Below are 16836 nucleotides of genomic sequence, written 5' to 3'. Positions count from 1 at the left end.
GTTCACAGCTCGATTTCGATGTCGCCTTCGGCGGTGTGGATGCATGTGCGGACCGCGGCGCCGACGGGTTCGGCGACCTCGTCCGTGCGCAGGTCCCGCACCCTGCCCGACCGCAGGGTGCCCACGCAGGTATGGCAGATTCCGATCCGGCATCCGTACGGAAGCTGCAGGCCGGCCTTCTCGCCCGCCACCAGGATCGGCGTGCCGCCGTCGCATTCGACGTCGGCCTCGCTGTCGAGGAAGTGAACCGTGCCGCCCTCACCCGACCCCGCATTCCCGCCGATGATCGGCTGGAAACGCTCCATGTGGAGTTTTTTCGGATCACCGTGCTCGTTCCAGTGCTCGACGAACGCATCGAGCATCTCGCCGGGTCCGGAGCAGAACGCCTCCCGCTCCCGCCAGTCGGGGCACAGCTCGTCCAGATCGGCCGGCGTCATGCGGCCCTGCTCCGCGGTGAGCCGCAGCACCAGGCGGAACCCGGGACGACGCGCATCGAGGTCATGCAGCACGGGCGCGAAGATGACCTCGTCGGCGGTACGGGCCGAGTGCACCAGGACGACGTCGTCGAGGGCGTCGCGGTGGTCCAGGCTGCGCAGCATGCTCATGATCGGCGTGATACCGCTACCGGCACTGACGAACAGCATCTTCCCCGGCAGCGGATCGGGCAGGGTGAACACACCCTCGACCTCGCCGAGCCGCACCACGTCGCCGGGCCGGATCCGGCGCACCAGGTGCGGCGAGACCACGCCGGACTCGACGACCTTCGGGGTGACGCTGATCAGCCCGTCCTCGGGGTCGGGATCGGAGGTCAGCGAATAGGCGCGCCAGTGGTAGACGCCGTCGATGATCACCCCCAGCCGCACGTACTGGCCGGGACGGTGCCCCCGCCACTCGTACGCGGGACGGATCAGCACGGACGCCGCACGGGAACCTTCGGGCACCACCCGCTCGACCCGGCCCCGCAGCTCCCTGGTGGTCCACAGGGGATTGATCATCTCGAGGTAGTCGTCGGGACGAAGGGGGGTGAACAGGTGGCGCACGGCACGCAACATCATCCTGCGAATCGGATGTACCTCGGGTCGCGCGCCGCGTTCCGCCATGGGGGGAAGGTACCCCGCGTCACGGGTATCGAATCAGGTTTCGTCTCCGAAGACGACGACAGCCCGCGGCGACGTTTCGGTCGCCACGGGCTGAGGCCGGTACATCCGAACGGGGATCTGCCCGTGCGGAGGATCTTCGACGCGCTGGGATCAGAAGTTGATCATGTGCCCTGCGAGGCCGTGGATGGCCTCCTGCAGCGCCTCGCTCAGCGTCGGGTGGGTGTGGACGTTGCGGGCCAGTTCGTTGACCGTCAGGTCCCACTTCTGCGCGAGGGTCAGCTCGGGCAGAAGTTCGGAGACGTCGGGGCCGATCAGGTGGCCGCCGAGCAGTTCCCCGTGCTTGTTGTCGGCGATCAGCTTGACGAAGCCGTTGGGGTCGCCGAGGCCGTGGGCCTTGCCGTTCGCGGTGAAGGGGAAGGTCGCGACCTTGACGTCGTAACCCTCGTCGCGCGCCTGCTCCTCGGTCAGGCCGAAGCTGGCGACCTGCGGCTGGCAGAACGTCGCGCGCGGCATCATCCGGTAGTCGTCGAAGGTGAGGGTCTCGGCGCCGCCGATGGTCTCGGCCGCGACCACGCCCATCGCCTCGGCGACGTGCGCCAGCATGAGCTTGGCGGTGACGTCACCGATGGCGTAGATGTGCGGCACGTTCGTGCGCATCACGTCGTCGATGGCGATGGCGCCGCGGTCGGTGAGGGCGACACCGGTGTTCTCGAGGCCGAAGCCCTCCACGCGCGGGGCGAACCCGACCGACTGCATGACCTTGTCGACGACGACGGACTCGACGTTGCCGGACTTGTTGTCCTTGATCGCGACGGTCACCTTGTTGCCGTCGTCGTCGATGGACTGCACCGCGGCACCGGTCATGATCTTCACGCCGAGCTTCTTGTACGCCTTCGCGATCTCCTTGGAGATGTCGGCGTCCTCGTTGGGCAGCGCACGGTCGAGGAACTCGACGATGGTGACGTCCACGCCGTAGTTGGCCAGCACGTAGCCGAACTCCATACCGATGGCGCCGGCACCGACGATGAGAATCGAGCCCGGCAGCTCACGGGTGAGGATCTGCTCCTCGTAGGTGACCACGTTCTTGCTCAGCTCGGTGCCGGGCAGCAGCTTGGTGACCGAACCGGTCGCGATGATCGCGTTGTCGAAGGTCACCGTCTCGGTCCCGCCCTTGTTGAGCTCGACGGAGATGGTGTTGGCATCGACGAAGGAACCCGCACCGTCGTATTCGGTGATCTTGTTCTTCTTCATCAGGAAGTGCACGCCCTTGACGCGGCCGTCCGCGACCTTGCGGCTGCGGTCCACGGCGGCGCCGAAGTCGAAGGACACGTCCCCGGACATGCCGAACGTCTTGGCCTCTTTCGTGAAGAGATGCGCCAGTTCGGCATTGCGGAGAAGCGCCTTGGAGGGAATGCAGCCCACGTTCAGGCAGACACCACCCCAGTACTTCTTCTCGATGATGGCGGTACTCAGTCCCAGCTGTGCCGCGCGGATAGCAGCGACGTACCCACCGGGACCGGCTCCGAGGACAACGACGTCATAGTGTGAGGTCACGAACAAACAGGGTAGACCTGCCGCTCCGGCGTGTCTGCGGATGGTCCGGTTACTTGCCGGTAGCCCCGACATGAGGCACGAATCGGGCAGGCGCACGGCGTCGAGCGGGTGATCACCGAGGCCGAGGGGACGCTGCCGCGGGCGAGGGGGGACGCTGCCGCGGGCGAGGGGGGACGCTGACGCGGGCGAGGGGGGACGCTGCCGCGGGCGAGGGGGGACGCTGCCGCGACGAACATCGAGAGCCGCCCGCGACAACCGCCCCCTCGGGCGCAAGCACTTCCTCAGCGGCGGAAGCTCCGCATCCGCCGCACGTACCGCAGCACCTTCCGCACCGGCACCGGTCGCGGCCAGTCGACGGCACGGAACCACGCCTCGCTGCCGCCGTCGACCACCACGACGGAGCCCACGAGGAAGTCCGCGGCCGGCGAGAGCATGAACTCCACCCACTCGGCGATCCGGTCCGGATCACCGAACCCGCCGATCGGAACCGGAAAACTCCTGACCCGCTTACCTTCCGGGCTCGCGAGCTGAGTCTCGAGCAACGGCGTCGCCACCGCGCCCGGCGCGAGGACGTTCAGCCGGATCCCCGACCCCGCCCAGTCCGGGGTCACCGCATTCCGGCGTGCCCAGTGGGTGACGGCGATCTTCGACGCGGCGTAGGTGAACGGGGCGGCCGCCGGCCGGATCCGGCCCGCCCGCCGCACGCCCTTCTCCAGGTCGCCCGCGAGAAACGCCCGCACCGCCGACATCGGGACGGCCGGGGTGGTGGTCGTCGAATTCGACCCGAACACGACGACCTTGCTGTTGCCGGTCGCGGCGAGCGCCGGCCGCCACCCCTCGAGCAGCTCGATCACGCCCCGGACGTTGACCTGGGCGATGGCCTGTTCCATGCCGGGCACCGGACCGAGGCCCGCGGCGAGGACCGCACCGTCGAGCCGGTTCCCGGCCCGCTCGAGGGTCTGCCGCACCGCGTCGGAACGTCCCGCCGGGGTCGAGAGGTCGGCGACGACGTCGCCCTCCTTCAGGTCGATCCCGATCACCGTGTGACCGGCTGCCCGCAGCCGATCCGCGGCGGCCCGGCCCATCCCCGACGCCGCACCGGTCACCGCATACACACCCATCGTCACTCCCTCGTCGATCCGGTTCCGACCGGCACGCTACAGTCGCAACCGTCCCGAACCAAGCAGTTGCTCGACAGCGCCCGGGGCGGTTCGGGCACACCTTCCCTACGCGCGCGCCACCTGCGCGACGGCGGCACGCAGCACGGTCTCGTACCGGTCCAGTTCCCCGGGCTCGAGCACCTGCGGACTGGTCGTGACCGACAGCGTGACCACGTCGCCGATCCCGTGCACGCCGTGGGTCAGTCCCATGACGGGCGACAGGCCCGGGAACCCGGCGGTGAAGCGCACGACGGCGCCACCGAGCACCAGATCGCCCGCGCCGCGGTACACGCTCGACACGACCGTAGTGCCGGTGACGGTCCGCGGCACCGCGCCGAAGTCGGCGCGGGCGAGCCCGAACCGCAGCAGTGGGGCCGGGACGTGCGCGAGCGGACGATCCCGCAGATCCATGGCCGGATGCGTGATCCGTCGCCGCCGCTGCGCCAGGTCGTCCGCGATGGCCGCGGCGCGTTCACGGGGATCGCGCACGTGCGCGAACAGCCGGACGCCGGTGCTGCGGTAGGCATTGCGCGACAACCCGTTTCCGGCGAGGGAGACGGGCACCTCCGCGCCGAGCCGGTCGGCCGGGAAGTCGCCGAGGAACTCGGCGAGCGCGGACCCGATCGCGGTCAGCGCACCGACGGTCACGGTCCCCACCGTGCGCAGGTCCGTCGCCGGGCACACGATCGTCCGCACGGCACGCCGCGGGCCGGGATCGGTGTTCACGGCGCTCGGCGGGCAGCCCGGGGCCGGCGGCGGGACGGCCGGATCGGCCAGTTCCCGTTCGGCGCGACCCGCGCGTGCCCCCGTCACCAGCAGCGAGCCCAGCTGGAGCGGCACCCGGGCCGCGGCCCGCAGCAGCATCACCGGCACCGCCGGCGCCTCCGGCCCGGCCGGGGCCCCGTCGCCGGCGGGGGCGGTGCCGGACAGCAACGCCCGGGCCAGGGCGGACGCGCGGGTCCCGTCCGCGAAGGCGTGCGAAACCTGCAGCACGACAACGGTTGCGGCCGCGGCGCAACGCGGTGCCCCCGTCACGCCGGGCAACAGGTGCAGCCGCCACGGCGAGGCCCGGATGTCGAGCCGGCCGGTGAGCAGCTCACCGAGGGCCTCCTGCACGCCCGGCCAGGACGGATCCGGCAGCCGGTGCACGACGAACCGGTCGGCGCCGACGGGCCCGGTCGCCCAGTACGGATAGTCCAGATCGCCCGGCACCGCCACGGCGTGCAGCCGCAGCTCGGCGACGGCCGACGCCCGTCGCCGCAGCTCCGCTACCAGACGGTCGGGGTCGCCGGCCGGCCCCTCGAAGCAGAACAGCAGGAACTGGTCGCTGCGGACGCGGTCGTCGAGCCAGTCCCGCTGGGCGTCGGAGGGGTGGAGCTGCATGCCGCCAGTGTGGCGGGTGCGGCGTTTGCGTCGCGCGCCGCGGTCCCCACCGGGTCGCCCGGGGCCGGATGGGTAACAATTGCCCTCAACGCCTCTCCTGCCTGAAGGCAGGAGATTCCCAGCTCAGACCGCAACCGCAGCACCGACCCGAAGGAGGTGATCCGATTGACCGACGTCGTCGACACCGGTGTGGCCACGCTCCGCCACAGCCGGAACCACTCTGGCAGCGTTCCGGTCCCGGCATGCGATATAGCCGCAGCCCTGGCACCGGAAGATCCGTTCTGCGAGTTCGAGACGCTGCTTGGTTCTCGCGAAACACCTCGAACACGTCATGGTCGTGTACGCGGGTCGCACCATCACCACCTTCCGGCCGGCCCGCCTGCCCCGCTCGATCAACTCCCGTTTCGCCGACCCGATCGCCGCGTCCGCGGCCTGACGAGCCATCGTCGACCTCGCCGGAAACCGCGGCCGGAAATCCTCCACCGCAATCAACTCATGGTTGTCGACCACACGTTTCGCCCACACCCGCGCCTCGTGCCGGTTCCGGCGCGCGGCCTTCGTCACGATCTTCGCCGCGTGTGTGCGGGCGCGCCGGTAGCCCTTCGACGGCGGGTGGCCCTTCCCGCGGCGGCGCGCCGTCTTCCGTTGGGCTTTCGCCGGCTCCGCCGCGCAGCGTTTCCGATGCCCACCGTAGGACAGGTCGAATCTCTCGTCGGTGGTCGTCGCGGTCCGGGCCACACCCCAATCCACACCGATCCCGGAACCGCCCGGGGCTCCCGGTGCCGGTTCCACCTCGCGGGTCACCACGAACGAGGCGTATCAGTGCCCCAACGAATCGCGGGTGATGCGCACACTCGACGGCTCCGACGGCAACTCCCGCGACCACACCACCGGGATGCTGACACCCTTGGCGAGCACCAACCGCCCGTCCCGGATCCGGAAGCCGCGCCGGGTGTACTCGAGCGACGGCGACGTCGTCTTCCGCGACTTGTCTCTGGGGCGGCCACGCCCTTGCACCGTGAAGGATGCCTCCAACGCTTGTGCGTAGGTTCGCAGCGTCTGCTGCTGCGCCACCTGGGAACCGTCCCGCAACCACGACGAGCGTTTCCGCGCTTCGGTCAACTGCTTGGCCTGCTTCCCGAGCGTAGGCCTGCCACCGGCCTTGTGTTGGTGCACCGCCTCGTTCCACAGGAATCGGCAACGATGCCACTCCTGCATCAGTGCATGTTCGGCGATACTGCCCGGCCGCAACCGGTAGTTGTAGCGCACCACCTCGACCCCCATACCGGGCACGCCAACCGGACCCACCGACAGGTTTCCCCGACACCCTCACACCCCTCGAGAGGAGGACGGCGCCTTCTCTCCCCCGTGCACGAGGGAGTATCCGCGCCGAACACCAGATGACCGACGACACGAACGACCCGTACCTCTGGCTCGAGGACGTCACCGGCGACGAGCAACTCGGGTGGGTGCGCGCGCACAACGACCGCACCGTCGACGAGTACACCCGCACCGAGGCGTTCGAGACGCTGCAGTCCCGGATCCGGGAGGTCCTCGACACCGACGCGCGCATTCCGTACGCGCGGCGTCGGGGCGAGTACCTGTACAACTACTGGCGCGACGCTCGGCACGTGCGCGGTCTGTGGCGGCGCACCACCATGGAGCAGTACCTGCGCGACGCCCCGGACTGGGACGTGCTGGTCGACCTCGATGCGGTCGCCGAGGCGGAGGGCGAGAACTGGGTGTGGTCGGGCGCGCAGGTGCTGCGGCCCGACCAGTCCCGGGCCCTGATCGGCCTGTCGCGCGGCGGCGCCGACGCCACCGTGATCCGCGAGTTCGATGTGGAATCAAGGAAGTTCGTCGACGGGCCGGACAGTTTCACGGTGCCGGAGGCGAAGACCGACATCGGCTGGATCGATGCGGACACCGTGTACGTCGGCACCGATTTCGGCGACGGCTCGCTCACCGACTCCGGATATCCGCGCCTGGCCAAGCGCTGGCGCCGCGGTACCCCGCTGTCCGCGGCCGAAACGGTGTACGAGGGCGACAAGTCCGACGTCGCCGTCTCCGCCTGGTACGACCGCACCCCCGGCTTCGAGCGCAGTTTCGTCGAGCGCGCGATCGACTTCTACACGTCGCACCGTTTCGAGTTGCGGCCCGACGGGGAGCTCGTCCGGATCGAGGCCCCGGACGACGCGAAGGTCTCCGTGTACCGCGACCACCTGCTGATCAGGACCCGGTCGCCGTGGCTCGGACATCCGGCGGGCACCCTGCTGGCCGCGAACTACCCCGAGTTCCTGGCCGGGTCGCGCGAGATGACGGTGCTGTTCGCCCCGGACGCGCACACCTCGCTGGAACAGTACGCCTGGACGCGGAACCACCTGCTGGTGGTCGCGCTGCGCGACGTGCAGACCGAGGTGCGGATGCTCACCCCGGGAGCGGACGGGTGGACCGATCGGCCCCTCGAGGACGTGCCGGCCGCGACCTCCACCTCCGTGATCGACGTCGACCCGCTCGAGAGCGACGAATTCTTCCTCAACTCCAGCGGTTTCACCGTGCCCGCGACGCTGCTGTCCGGCACGGTCGGCAGCCCGCTGGAGTCGATCAAGCAGGCCCCGGCGTTCTTCGACGCCGAGAACGTGACCGTCACACAGTATTTCGCCACCTCGGACGACGGAACCCAGGTTCCGTACTTCGTGGTGGGCCGCAACACCTCGTCCCCGGCGCCGACCCTGCTGTACGGCTACGGCGGATTCGAGAACTCGATGGTGCCGGCGTACAGCGGCGGCGTGGGCCTGGCGTGGCTCGAACGCGGGTACACCTACGTGATCGCCAACATCCGCGGCGGCGGAGAGTACGGGCCGCAGTGGCACACCCAGGCGCTGAAGGAGAACCGGCCCCGGGTGTTCGAGGACTTCGCCGCGGTGGCGCGGGATCTGGTCGCGCGCGGCATCACCACCGCCGACCGGCTCGGCATCCAGGGTGGCAGCAACGGCGGTCTGCTCATGGGCGTGATGCTCACCCGCTACCCCGAACTGTTCGGGACGATCGTGTGCCAGGTGCCGCTGCTGGACATGAAGCGGTATCACCTGCTGCTCGCCGGGGCGTCGTGGATGGCCGAGTACGGCGACCCCGACGACCCCGACGAGTGGGCCTTCCTGCGCGAGTACTCGCCGTACCAGAACACCGACCCGGACGCGGCGTACCCGCCGATCCTGATCACCACCTCGACCCGGGACGACCGGGTGCATCCCGGTCACGCCCGGAAGATGGTGGCCCGGCTCGAGGAACAGGGGCACGAGGTCTGGTACTACGAGAACATCGAGGGCGGGCACGGCGGTGCCGCGGACAACGCCCAGGCCGCGTTCAAGGCGGCACTGACGTTCACGTTCCTCGAGCGCATGCTGTCCCGGTAGGAGGCCGCGCTCACCGGTCCTTCAACCAGGCGGAGATGCGGTCGACGGTGTCCGCGTTGTCGCGGATCCACCCGTTGTGCCCCAGCGGCCGGGACTGGTGCCACGTCGTCACGTCCGCGGCGGGCATCTTCTCGAGCAGGTGCCGGGCGGCGGGGACGGGCGTCATGTCGTCGCCCTCGACGGTGACGGACAGGACCGGCAGGCTCAGCTCGGCCAGCCGCTGCTCGTAGTCGACGTCGGCGCCGCGGGGCTCGAAACGTCCGCTGCGGGCCAGGCGCGCCCAGTCCGAGATGAGCAGCCGGGACTGGCGGCCGAAACCGGCGACGTCGAGCCGATCGCCGGGCCAGAACCCGGCCACGCTCGCGGTGATCGACATCGCCGCGGACCCGAGGAGCAGACCCGGCCCGCGGATGCCCGCGTGGTGACGGTAGTAGGGGGTGCCCGCGGCGACGAGGATCAGCCCGCCGAGGCGTCCGGGATTGCGGGAGGCATAGAGCACCCCGAGCTGACCGCCCATCGAATGCCCCAGGAGGTACGGGGTGGAGTCGAGGAACCGTTCGTGCACCACCTCGAACATCGCCGGCAGGTCGACGGCCACCAGTTCCTGGTAGCCGTAGTCGCTGTCGGGTCCGGGACGGGGGCGGCTGTCGCCCTGCCCGGGCAGCTCGCAGAGCGCGGCGTCGAACCCGTGCCCGGTGAGCGCCTCGGCGACGGGCTCGTAGTAGCCCGCCGGGATGCCGAGGCCGGGCAGGATCACCACCACGGGCCGTGGCGCGTCGATGCGGGCCGGGTGTTCCGGACCGGGAAACAGGCGGACCGGCGTCGTCGTGCCGCCCGGCAGCTGGATCGGTACGGTCTCCACCGGCTCAGCCTAGGCGGTTCCGGTGTCCGGGTCAGCCGGTTCGGGGACCGGCGCGACGCCGAGCCCCGCGGCGTCGAGGGCGGACTCCGTGAGGCTGCGGCCGAGCGCGATCATCTCGGCCGCACGGTGGAAGTCGAGGCTGCGTCCCGACTTGCGAGGGACGCGGATGAGCACGTCCGGCGGGTACCCGGCGAGCTGATACCGGGCGAGGGCCGACTGCATCAGGTCGAGCGAACGGTTCATCACCTCGAAGCGGCTGAGCTTCGGGACCGGTACCGGATCGTCGACGACCTCGGTCTCCTCGGGCGCCACGTCCTCCACGGCATCGCTGCGTGCCACCTGCCCGCTGCCGAAGCGACCGACCACCGAGCGGACGACGTCGCGCTCGAGCAGTTGCGCGGCGCTGCGGCGGAAGCGGCCGATCCACTCGTCGACCGGTCGCGGCTCCGCACTCGCGTGGGCCGGGGCGCCGCCCTCGACGTCGCGCTCCTCCGCCCCGAGGCTGACACCGATGGTGACGTCGGCACCGGCGGCGAGGATCGGGGCGAGTGGCAGCGGATCGAGGATTCCGCCGTCCGCGAGCACCCGCCCGTTGAGCACGTACGGGGTGATCACGCCGGGGATCGCGATGGAGGCGCGGATCGCCACGTCGACGGGGCCGCGCTGGAACCACACGGACCGGCCGGCGGCCAGGTCCGTCGCGACCGCCGTATACGGGATCCGCAGCCCCTCGATGGGGGTGTCGCCGAGGATCTCGCGCACCTTGTCGAGGATCTTCTCGGCGTGGATGGCGCCCGGCGCGGACAGTGACACGTCGAGCAGGCGCAGCACGTCGAGCTGGGTCAACGACGTCGCCCAGCGGGTGTAGTCGTCGAGCTTGCCCGCCGCGTACAGCCCGCCGACGAGCGCGCCCATGGACGAGCCCGCCACCCCGGTGATGTCGAAGCCGCGTTCCTCGAGCACCTCGATCACGCCGATGTGGGCGTAGCCGCGGGCACCCCCGCTGCCCAGGGCGAGCGCCACACGCGTCGGTCCGGCCATGCACAGATCCTACGGAGCACACGGCGCGCGAACCCCGAGACGAAAGATCAGGGTAGGGATCGGGGCGTCACCCGATGTGGAGCCGGCCCGCCGGTCGGCACGCTGAAAGGCATGACATCCACCACGAGCAGTTCCCACTCCGTTCCCGAAAGATCCCGCCGTGGAAGGGGTTTGCTGCGCACCTCCGTCACCGCGGCCGTGTGCGCGGCGGCCGCGTCGGTGTTGCTGGGCGCCGGGACCGCGGTGTTGCTGGGCGCCGGGACCGCGGCGGCGGCCCAGCCGGCTCCGAACGTGGTCGGCATGAGCGAACACAGCGCCCGGGCCGCGCTCGAGGCACAGGGCGTGCCGTACGGCGTGGTCAACCGCGCCGGCACGGCATCCGGCGACTGCCACGTCACCGAACAGCGCGACAGGGGCTACCGCACCGAGATCGACATGCGGTACAACCACGACAAGGACGAGTTCGAGCGCGTCGAGACGCAGGTCTGGCGGGGCGTGGGCCTGGCGGTGGTCTGCATCTGACGAGTTCTCGCGCCGCGCCGACGATCCGGCGCCTCGAGGCGGGCCGGGATTCCGGCCCGCCTCGTCGGCTTGTCGGTTCACCCTCCCGGCCGGTGGGGACTAGTCTCCTGGCATGGTCCGTCTGCTCGCGTCCGCGGTCGTCGCACTGCTCGCCAACGCTCTGGCGCTGCTCGTCGGTGCCTGGGTCCTGCCCGGCATGACGCTCGACGGCGTCGCCTTCGTCATCGCCGTCGTCCTGTTCACCGTGGCCGCGATGCTCGTCGACCCCCTGCTGCGTCAGCTGGCGGTGACCAAGACCCCTGCGCTCCTGGGCAGCAGCGCGCTCATCTCGACGCTGGTGGCGCTGATCGTCACCTCGCTCGTCAGCGACGGCCTGCAGATCCGGGGCGCGGCGACCTGGATCCTCGCGACGGTGATCGTGTGGGCCGTCGCGCTGATCGCCCGGATGCTGCTGCCCCTGGTGATCTTCAAGAAGACGCTCGCCAAGCGCCGCTGAGGACGAACCCCGAGACGAAAGATCAGGGTAGGAATCGGGGCGTCACCCGATGTGGCCGGCAGGCCCGCGGCGGCACGCTTGTCGCATGACATTCGAGAACAGCACCCCCGGTCCCCGTCCCTTCGCCCGTTCCCGCTCGCAGCGCATGCTCGGTGGCGTGTGCGGCGGTCTCGCCGAATACTTCGGCATCGACGTCAACCTCGTCCGCGCCGGTGTGGTGGTCGCCGCGTTCGTCACCGGAGGCGGTGCGGCGCTGGTCTACCTGGCGCTGTGGATGCTGCTGCCCGAGTGAGAGGGACGAGCTCACCGCTCTCCCCCGCGGCGTGCGCCCGCTCCGCCGGCCGGAACGGGCGCACGCCGCGCACAACGACGGTCAGCCGTCCCGGCCGAGCCGGTCGGCGTTCGCGAGGATCACGGCACGCAGTGCCCGCTCGGGTTCGTTGAGGACCGAACGCCGCGACAGCAGCACGAACTCGACCTCCCCCGCGTCGGGCAGTCGTCCCGCGCGCACGGGAACGAGCCCCGCCGGCGGCAGCCGGGCAGCGTGGAGCACGACGCCGAGCCCGGCGAGGACGGCTGCGCGCAGGCCGTTGAGGCTGTCGGTGGTGCAGGTGATGCGCGCCCCGAGTCCGGCGCGCCGGAGCGTGTCGAGGGCGATCTCGCGGGTCAGCGCCGGCGGCGGATACGTCACCAGCGGGATCGGCCCGTCGGGCTCGACCACGAAGTCCGGTGCGGCGTGGAACACCAGCCGGTCCCGGAAGATCAGCTCCCCGTGTCGTTCCCCCGGCCGGCGCTTGCCGAAGACCAGGTCGAGGTCCCCGTCGTCGAGGCGCCGATGCAGGTCCTCGCTCAGCGCGACGGTGAGCTCGAAATCCACCCGCGGATGACTGCGCCGGAACTCCGCGAGGATGGCGGGCAGTTCGTGCAGCACCAGGTCCTCCGAGGCCCCGAAGCGCAGCCGCCCGCTGATCGGCGACTCCGAGAAGTACCGCCGGGCCGCGTCGTGCCGATCGAGGATGTCCCGGGCGAAGCCCAGCATGGCTGCGCCGTCGGCGGTGAGATCGACCGCGTGCGTGTCCCGCAGGAACAGCCGGCGGCCGGCGGCCTGCTCGAGCTTGCCGACGTGCTGACTGACCGTGGACTGGCGCAGGCCGAGCCGTCGCGCGGCGAGCGTGAAGCTGCGGGCGCGTTCCACGGCCAGGAAGCTGCGCAGGTGGACGGGATCGAACACCACGGTATTCAATCACGATTCGTGATGACAGTAATCGCGGTGATCGGTTTCCTGGATGGGCGTGCGGTGGCCTAGCGTCGACTCATGTTCTCCAGGATCCCCGTGCTCGGACGCCTCGACCCCTTCCTCGTCGGCATCCTCGCCACCGTCGCGATCGCGGCGCTGCTGCCGGCCGAGGGCACGGCCCTGACCGCCGTCACGTGGGCCTCGAAGATCGCCATCGGCCTGCTGTTCTTCCTCTACGGAGCTCGCCTGTCCACGCACGAGGCCCTCGAAGGCCTCAAGCACTGGCGCCTGCACCTGACGATCCTCGCCACCACGTTCGCGGTGTTCCCGCTGCTCGGTCTGGCGACGAAGGTCCTCGTGCCGGCGGTCCTGACCGAGCCGTTGTATCTCGGCGTCCTCTACCTGTGCCTGCTGCCCTCGACGGTGCAGTCGTCGATCGCGCTGGTCTCGGTGGCCCGGGGCAACATCCCGGGGGCGGTCGTCTCCGCCAGCGCGTCGAGCCTGCTCGGCATCTTCGTCACGCCGCTGCTCGTCGCGCTGACGATGACCACGCAGGGCGTGACGTTCAGCGCCTCTGCGGTGCTCGACATCGTGCTCATGCTGCTGGTTCCGTTCCTCGCGGGCCAGCTCGTGCGCCGCTGGATCGGCGGGTGGGTCAAGGCCCACGGCAGGCCGCTGAAGATCGTCGACCGCGGTTCGATCCTGCTCGTCGTGTACGTCGCGTTCAGCCGCGGCATGAACGAGGGCATCTGGTCGAGCCTGTCGCCCGCGCGGCTGCTCGCCCTCGTGGGCGTGTGCCTCGTGCTGCTCGCGCTGGTCCTGGCGATCACGTGGTTCGGCGCACCGCGCCTGGGCTTCTCCTACGAGGACCGCGCGACGATCCTGTTCTGCGGCTCGACGAAGTCGCTCGCCACGGGCCTGCCGATGGCGACGGTGCTGTTCCCGGGCCAGCCGATCGGGCTGATCGTCCTACCGCTCATGTTGTTCCACCAGATCCAGCTGCTGGTGTGTGCCGCGATCGCGGCGCGGCTGGCGAAGCGTGCGGTCGCCGCGGCCGTGGCGGTGTGAACCGGCCGGACACCTCACGACCGCAGCCACAGCGGCAGGAGATCCTGCGGCTGCGGCTGCGATTCGACTGCGGTCTCGGGCCCGGGACTAGTCCGTGCTGCCGGAGCCGAGGTCGGCGATCAGTTCGAGGATGGGCGTGATGAGGTCGAGCAGGCTGCCGATCATGATCTTCTCCGTCCAGGTGGTGGGTGGCTGCTAGTCGTCGCCGGCGCTCAGCGAGTCCAGAACCTCCAGCAGATCGAAATTCTCGAGTACCCAACCGATGATGTCCGCGAGAGACCCCATGGCGACTCCTCCTTGATTTCGTCGGTGTCACGGATGCGCGGCCTGGAACTGCGACCGCGACGCCATTGTTACAACATGTCACGAGTCGAGAACGCAGAAATCGGAAAAATCACCCCTCGATAGGAACGGGCCGGTCACACCGGAAACCCCGGACAGCACTCGGCCGCAGCGACGACGTGTGCCGCTGCGGCCGAGTGCTGTGGATCGAGGCAGCTCGAGAAGGGAAACCCTCCGACTCCCTCTCGGGCCGACGATCAGCTCACGGCCTGCTGGGTGGTCTCACCGGCCTCCGCGCTGCCCGTGCCGAGGATGTCGGCGAAGTCACCGAAGGTCTCCAGCAGGAGGTTGAGAATGTCCTGAACGGATCCGAGCATTGTCCGACTCCTTTGTCTCGCGTTTCTCGACCGGCCGGAATTTCCGGCCCGCCGCTTCTGCACGCGACCGGATCGTTCCCGATCACAATTCCGAGTGTGGCACGGGCCCCGCGAATTGTGCGCTGCGAGCCGGCGAATTCAGGGCGTGAGACAATTCACACCCCGGAAATGCGGCCTTGTTCTCGATGCATTTCCGCGGCATTTATGCAGGTGCAGAGCGGAAAATTCCGGAACGCGAAGATTTCCGCATTGTGAGTGCGGAAAAACGGAATGTTTAACGAAAAGAATTGCGTCCCCGGCCGCCCGGGAAGCGCCGCGCGGCCGCCCCGAACTGCACTTCAGCACTCGGCGCGGCGGAACATTTCCCCGATTTCCCGGCGGCGGCAGGCATTCCTGCACCCGTCGGAACTTCGCGCACGCCGGGGCCTGCGCTCCCCGCCGCTCGGCCCGGGCCGAGCCCTCGACGCCACGAGGCCCGGCCCCACCGAAGTGGAACCGGGCCTCGAAGACGGTCGGGCGTGGATCAGAAGTCCATGCCACCCATGCCGCCGGTCGGGTCGCCGGCGGGAGCGGCGGCCTTCTCCGGCTTGTCGGCGACGACAGCCTCGGTGGTCAGGAACAGGGCCGCGATGGACGCCGCGTTCTGCAGCGCCGAGCGGGTGACCTTGACCGGGTCGTTGATGCCGGCAGCCAGCAGGTCCTCGTACTCGCCGGTGGCGGCGTTGAGGCCGTGGCCGGCGGGCAGGTTGCGGACCTTCTCGGCGACGACGCCGGGCTCGAGGCCGGCGTTGAAGGCGATCTGCTTCAGCGGGGCCTCGAGGGCAACCTTGACGATGTTGGCACCGGTGGCCTCGTCACCCTCGAGCTTCAGGTCGTCCAGAACCGGCGCGGCCTGCAGCAGCGCGACGCCACCACCGGCGACGATGCCCTCCTCGACCGCAGCCTTGGCGTTGCGGACGGCATCCTCGATGCGGTGCTTGCGCTCCTTGAGCTCGACCTCGGTGGCGGCACCGGCCTTGATGACCGCAACGCCGCCGGCCAGCTTGGCCAGACGCTCCTGCAGCTTCTCGCGGTCGTAGTCCGAGTCCGACGCCTCGATCTCGGCGCGGATCTGGTTCACGCGACCGGCGATGGCGTCGGCGTCGCCGGCACCGTCGACGATGGTGGTCTCGTCCTTGGTGACGACGACCTTGCGCGCACGGCCGAGCAGCTCGAGACCGGCGGTCTCGAGGGAGAGACCGACCTCTTCGCTGATGACCTCGCCACCGGTGAGGATGGCGATGTCGGCGAGCTGGGCCTTGCGGCGGTCACCGAAGCCGGGGGCCTTGATGGCGACCGACTTGAAGGTGCCACGGATCTTGTTGACGACCAGGGTGGACAGAGCCTCACCCTCGACGTCCTCGGCGATGATCGCCAGCGGCTTGCCGGACTGGATGACCTTCTCCAGCAGCGGCAGCAGGTCCTTGACGGTCGAGATCTTGCCCGACACGAGCAGGATGTAGGCGTCCTCGAGCACGGCCTCCTGACGCTCGGCGTCGGTGGCGAAGTACAGCGAGATGTAGCCCTTGTCGAAGCGCATGCCCTCGGTCAGCTCGAGCTGCAGGCCGAAGGTGTTGGACTCCTCGACGGTGATGACGCCTTCCTTGCCCACCTTGTCGATGGCCTCGGCGATCAGCTCACCGATCGCGGGGTCGCCCGCGGAGATGCCGGCGGTGGCGCCGATCTGCTCCTTGGTCTCGACCTCCTTGGCGGTGTCGAGCAGCTTGGCAGTGACGGCCTCGACGGCCTTCTCGATGCCGCGCTTGAGGCCGAGGGGGTTCGCACCGGCGGCGACGTTGCGCAGACCCTCGCGCACCAGCGCCTGGGCGAGCACGGTGGCGGTGGTGGTGCCGTCACCCGCGACGTCGTCCGTCTTCTTGGCAACTTCCTTGACCAGCTCGGCGCCGATCTTCTCGTACGGGTCCTCGAGCTCGATCTCCTTGGCGATGGACACACCATCGTTGGTGATCGTGGGGGCGCCCCACTTCTTCTCGAGCACGACGTTGCGACCCTTGGGCCCCAACGTCACCTTGACAGCGTCGGCGAGGCTGTTCAGGCCCCGCTCGAGGCCGCGACGGGCCTCTTCGTCGAACGCGATGATCTTGGCCATTGCGAAGTGATCCTCCGGATATGGGGGTGACACGCAGGGCGACCGCTCGTCGGGTCGCCCCATGTACGCCTTCGGCCGGAAGCAGTGCCCGCGACGGACGACCAGGGGTGTCGATATTCCCGGCCTCACCGTCCCGACCTGGCACTCACGTGTTGCGAGTGCCAAGAGCATTCTTAGCACTCGAGGGTG

General features: G+C 69.8%; 15 protein-coding genes. 5 read left to right on the top strand and 10 right to left on the bottom strand.

The genetic code is table 11. From position 1 onward, the window contains the following. Window positions 1-2 precede the first annotated feature (2 nt). From AIIKEEIJ_RS14305 to AIIKEEIJ_RS33055, 6 genes are all read right to left on the bottom strand, one after another. Window positions 3-1100: a 2Fe-2S iron-sulfur cluster-binding protein gene (locus tag AIIKEEIJ_RS14305; protein ID WP_161995931.1), complete on the bottom strand. Its 1098-nt coding sequence runs from the start codon at window positions 1098-1100 to the stop codon at window positions 3-5. Between the two features lie 150 nt (window positions 1101-1250). Continuing rightward, window positions 1251-2654 (bottom strand): dihydrolipoyl dehydrogenase, encoded by a 1404-nt coding sequence (gene lpdA / locus AIIKEEIJ_RS14300; RefSeq protein ID WP_029545277.1) that lies wholly within the window; start codon window positions 2652-2654, stop codon window positions 1251-1253. Window positions 2655-2935: 281 nt separating this feature from the next. Then, on the bottom strand, window positions 2936-3775 hold the full coding sequence (locus tag AIIKEEIJ_RS14295) for an SDR family oxidoreductase (RefSeq protein ID WP_161995930.1): 840 nt from the start codon (window positions 3773-3775) through the stop codon (window positions 2936-2938). Window positions 3776-3880: 105 nt separating this feature from the next. Beyond that, window positions 3881-5197: a wax ester/triacylglycerol synthase domain-containing protein gene (locus AIIKEEIJ_RS14290; protein WP_161995929.1), complete on the bottom strand. Its 1317-nt coding sequence runs from the start codon at window positions 5195-5197 to the stop codon at window positions 3881-3883. Between the two features lie 123 nt (window positions 5198-5320). Continuing rightward, complete coding sequence (locus AIIKEEIJ_RS33060; protein WP_338020957.1) at window positions 5321-5989, bottom strand: transposase; 669 nt, start codon at window positions 5987-5989, stop codon at window positions 5321-5323. Window positions 5990-6016: 27 nt separating this feature from the next. Beyond that, window positions 6017-6505 (bottom strand): hypothetical protein, encoded by a 489-nt coding sequence (locus AIIKEEIJ_RS33055; RefSeq protein ID WP_238406361.1) that lies wholly within the window; start codon window positions 6503-6505, stop codon window positions 6017-6019. On the opposite strand from AIIKEEIJ_RS33055, the gene AIIKEEIJ_RS14280 reads away from it, so the two are divergent. Next, window positions 6418-8613, top strand: a complete 2196-nt coding sequence (locus AIIKEEIJ_RS14280) for a prolyl oligopeptidase family serine peptidase (RefSeq protein ID WP_338020953.1) — start codon at window positions 6418-6420, stop codon at window positions 8611-8613. The two genes, AIIKEEIJ_RS33055 and AIIKEEIJ_RS14280, sit on opposite strands and share 88 nt — an antisense overlap. Window positions 8614-8623: 10 nt before the next feature. On the opposite strand, the gene AIIKEEIJ_RS14275 is transcribed toward AIIKEEIJ_RS14280, so the two are convergent. Both AIIKEEIJ_RS14275 and AIIKEEIJ_RS14270 read right to left on the bottom strand, forming a co-directional pair. Further along, window positions 8624-9475, bottom strand: a complete 852-nt coding sequence (locus AIIKEEIJ_RS14275) for an alpha/beta hydrolase family protein (protein ID WP_006932928.1) — start codon at window positions 9473-9475, stop codon at window positions 8624-8626. 9 nt (window positions 9476-9484) lie between these two features. Next, window positions 9485-10516, bottom strand: a complete 1032-nt coding sequence (locus AIIKEEIJ_RS14270) for a patatin-like phospholipase family protein (RefSeq protein WP_161995927.1) — start codon at window positions 10514-10516, stop codon at window positions 9485-9487. A 174-nt stretch (window positions 10517-10690) separates the two neighbouring features. Here AIIKEEIJ_RS14270 and AIIKEEIJ_RS14265 point away from each other — a divergent pair, with 174 nt between their 5' ends. The 3 genes from AIIKEEIJ_RS14265 (at window position 10691) to AIIKEEIJ_RS14255 (ending at window position 11826) form a co-directional block, all read left to right on the top strand. Then, on the top strand, window positions 10691-11038 hold the full coding sequence (locus tag AIIKEEIJ_RS14265) for a PASTA domain-containing protein (RefSeq protein ID WP_029545288.1): 348 nt from the start codon (window positions 10691-10693) through the stop codon (window positions 11036-11038). Window positions 11039-11150: 112 nt separating this feature from the next. After that, window positions 11151-11534 carry a phage holin family protein gene (locus AIIKEEIJ_RS14260; RefSeq protein ID WP_029545290.1) on the top strand — a complete coding sequence of 128 codons (384 nt, stop codon included), beginning with the start codon at window positions 11151-11153 and terminating at the stop codon, window positions 11532-11534. 85 nt (window positions 11535-11619) lie between these two features. Next, window positions 11620-11826, top strand: a complete 207-nt coding sequence (locus AIIKEEIJ_RS14255) for a PspC domain-containing protein (protein ID WP_029545293.1) — start codon at window positions 11620-11622, stop codon at window positions 11824-11826. Between the two features lie 81 nt (window positions 11827-11907). Here AIIKEEIJ_RS14255 and AIIKEEIJ_RS14250 read toward each other — a convergent pair whose 3' ends face one another. After that, window positions 11908-12765 carry a LysR family transcriptional regulator gene (locus AIIKEEIJ_RS14250; RefSeq protein ID WP_029545295.1) on the bottom strand — a complete coding sequence of 286 codons (858 nt, stop codon included), beginning with the start codon at window positions 12763-12765 and terminating at the stop codon, window positions 11908-11910. An 84-nt stretch (window positions 12766-12849) separates the two neighbouring features. Here AIIKEEIJ_RS14250 and AIIKEEIJ_RS14245 point away from each other — a divergent pair, with 84 nt between their 5' ends. After that, the gene (locus AIIKEEIJ_RS14245; RefSeq protein ID WP_029545298.1) at window positions 12850-13839 is read left to right on the top strand and encodes a bile acid:sodium symporter family protein; all 990 of its coding nucleotides are present in this window, start codon (window positions 12850-12852) and stop codon (window positions 13837-13839) included. Between the two features lie 1182 nt (window positions 13840-15021). On the opposite strand, the gene groL is transcribed toward AIIKEEIJ_RS14245, so the two are convergent. Next, on the bottom strand, window positions 15022-16647 hold the full coding sequence (gene groL / locus AIIKEEIJ_RS14240) for a chaperonin GroEL (RefSeq protein WP_006932397.1): 1626 nt from the start codon (window positions 16645-16647) through the stop codon (window positions 15022-15024). Window positions 16648-16836 lie beyond the last annotated feature (189 nt).

Origin of the sequence: Rhodococcus sp. YH1, from assembly GCF_009939605.1 — a bacterium.
In the GTDB taxonomy this organism is placed as follows: Bacteria; Actinomycetota; Actinomycetes; order Mycobacteriales; family Mycobacteriaceae; genus Rhodococcus; species Rhodococcus aetherivorans.
This window is presented reverse-complemented; position numbering and strand designations above follow the sequence as displayed.

Excerpts from the sequence above, each read along its gene's own strand:
- AIIKEEIJ_RS14305 (WP_161995931.1), bottom strand. The coding sequence starts at position 1,100 with ATGGCGGAACGCGGCGCGCGACCCGAGGTACATCCGATTCGCAGGATG.
- AIIKEEIJ_RS14295 (WP_161995930.1), bottom strand. The coding sequence starts at position 3,775 with ATGGGTGTGTATGCGGTGACCGGTGCGGCGTCGGGGATGGGCCGGGCC.
- AIIKEEIJ_RS14290 (WP_161995929.1), bottom strand. The coding sequence starts at position 5,197 with ATGCAGCTCCACCCCTCCGACGCCCAGCGGGACTGGCTCGACGACCGC.
- AIIKEEIJ_RS14270 (WP_161995927.1), bottom strand. The coding sequence starts at position 10,516 with ATGGCCGGACCGACGCGTGTGGCGCTCGCCCTGGGCAGCGGGGGTGCC.
- AIIKEEIJ_RS14260 (WP_029545290.1), top strand. The coding sequence starts at position 11,151 with ATGGTCCGTCTGCTCGCGTCCGCGGTCGTCGCACTGCTCGCCAACGCT.
- AIIKEEIJ_RS14255 (WP_029545293.1), top strand. The coding sequence starts at position 11,620 with ATGACATTCGAGAACAGCACCCCCGGTCCCCGTCCCTTCGCCCGTTCC.
- AIIKEEIJ_RS14245 (WP_029545298.1), top strand. The coding sequence starts at position 12,850 with ATGTTCTCCAGGATCCCCGTGCTCGGACGCCTCGACCCCTTCCTCGTC.
- groL (WP_006932397.1), bottom strand. The coding sequence starts at position 16,647 with ATGGCCAAGATCATCGCGTTCGACGAAGAGGCCCGTCGCGGCCTCGAG.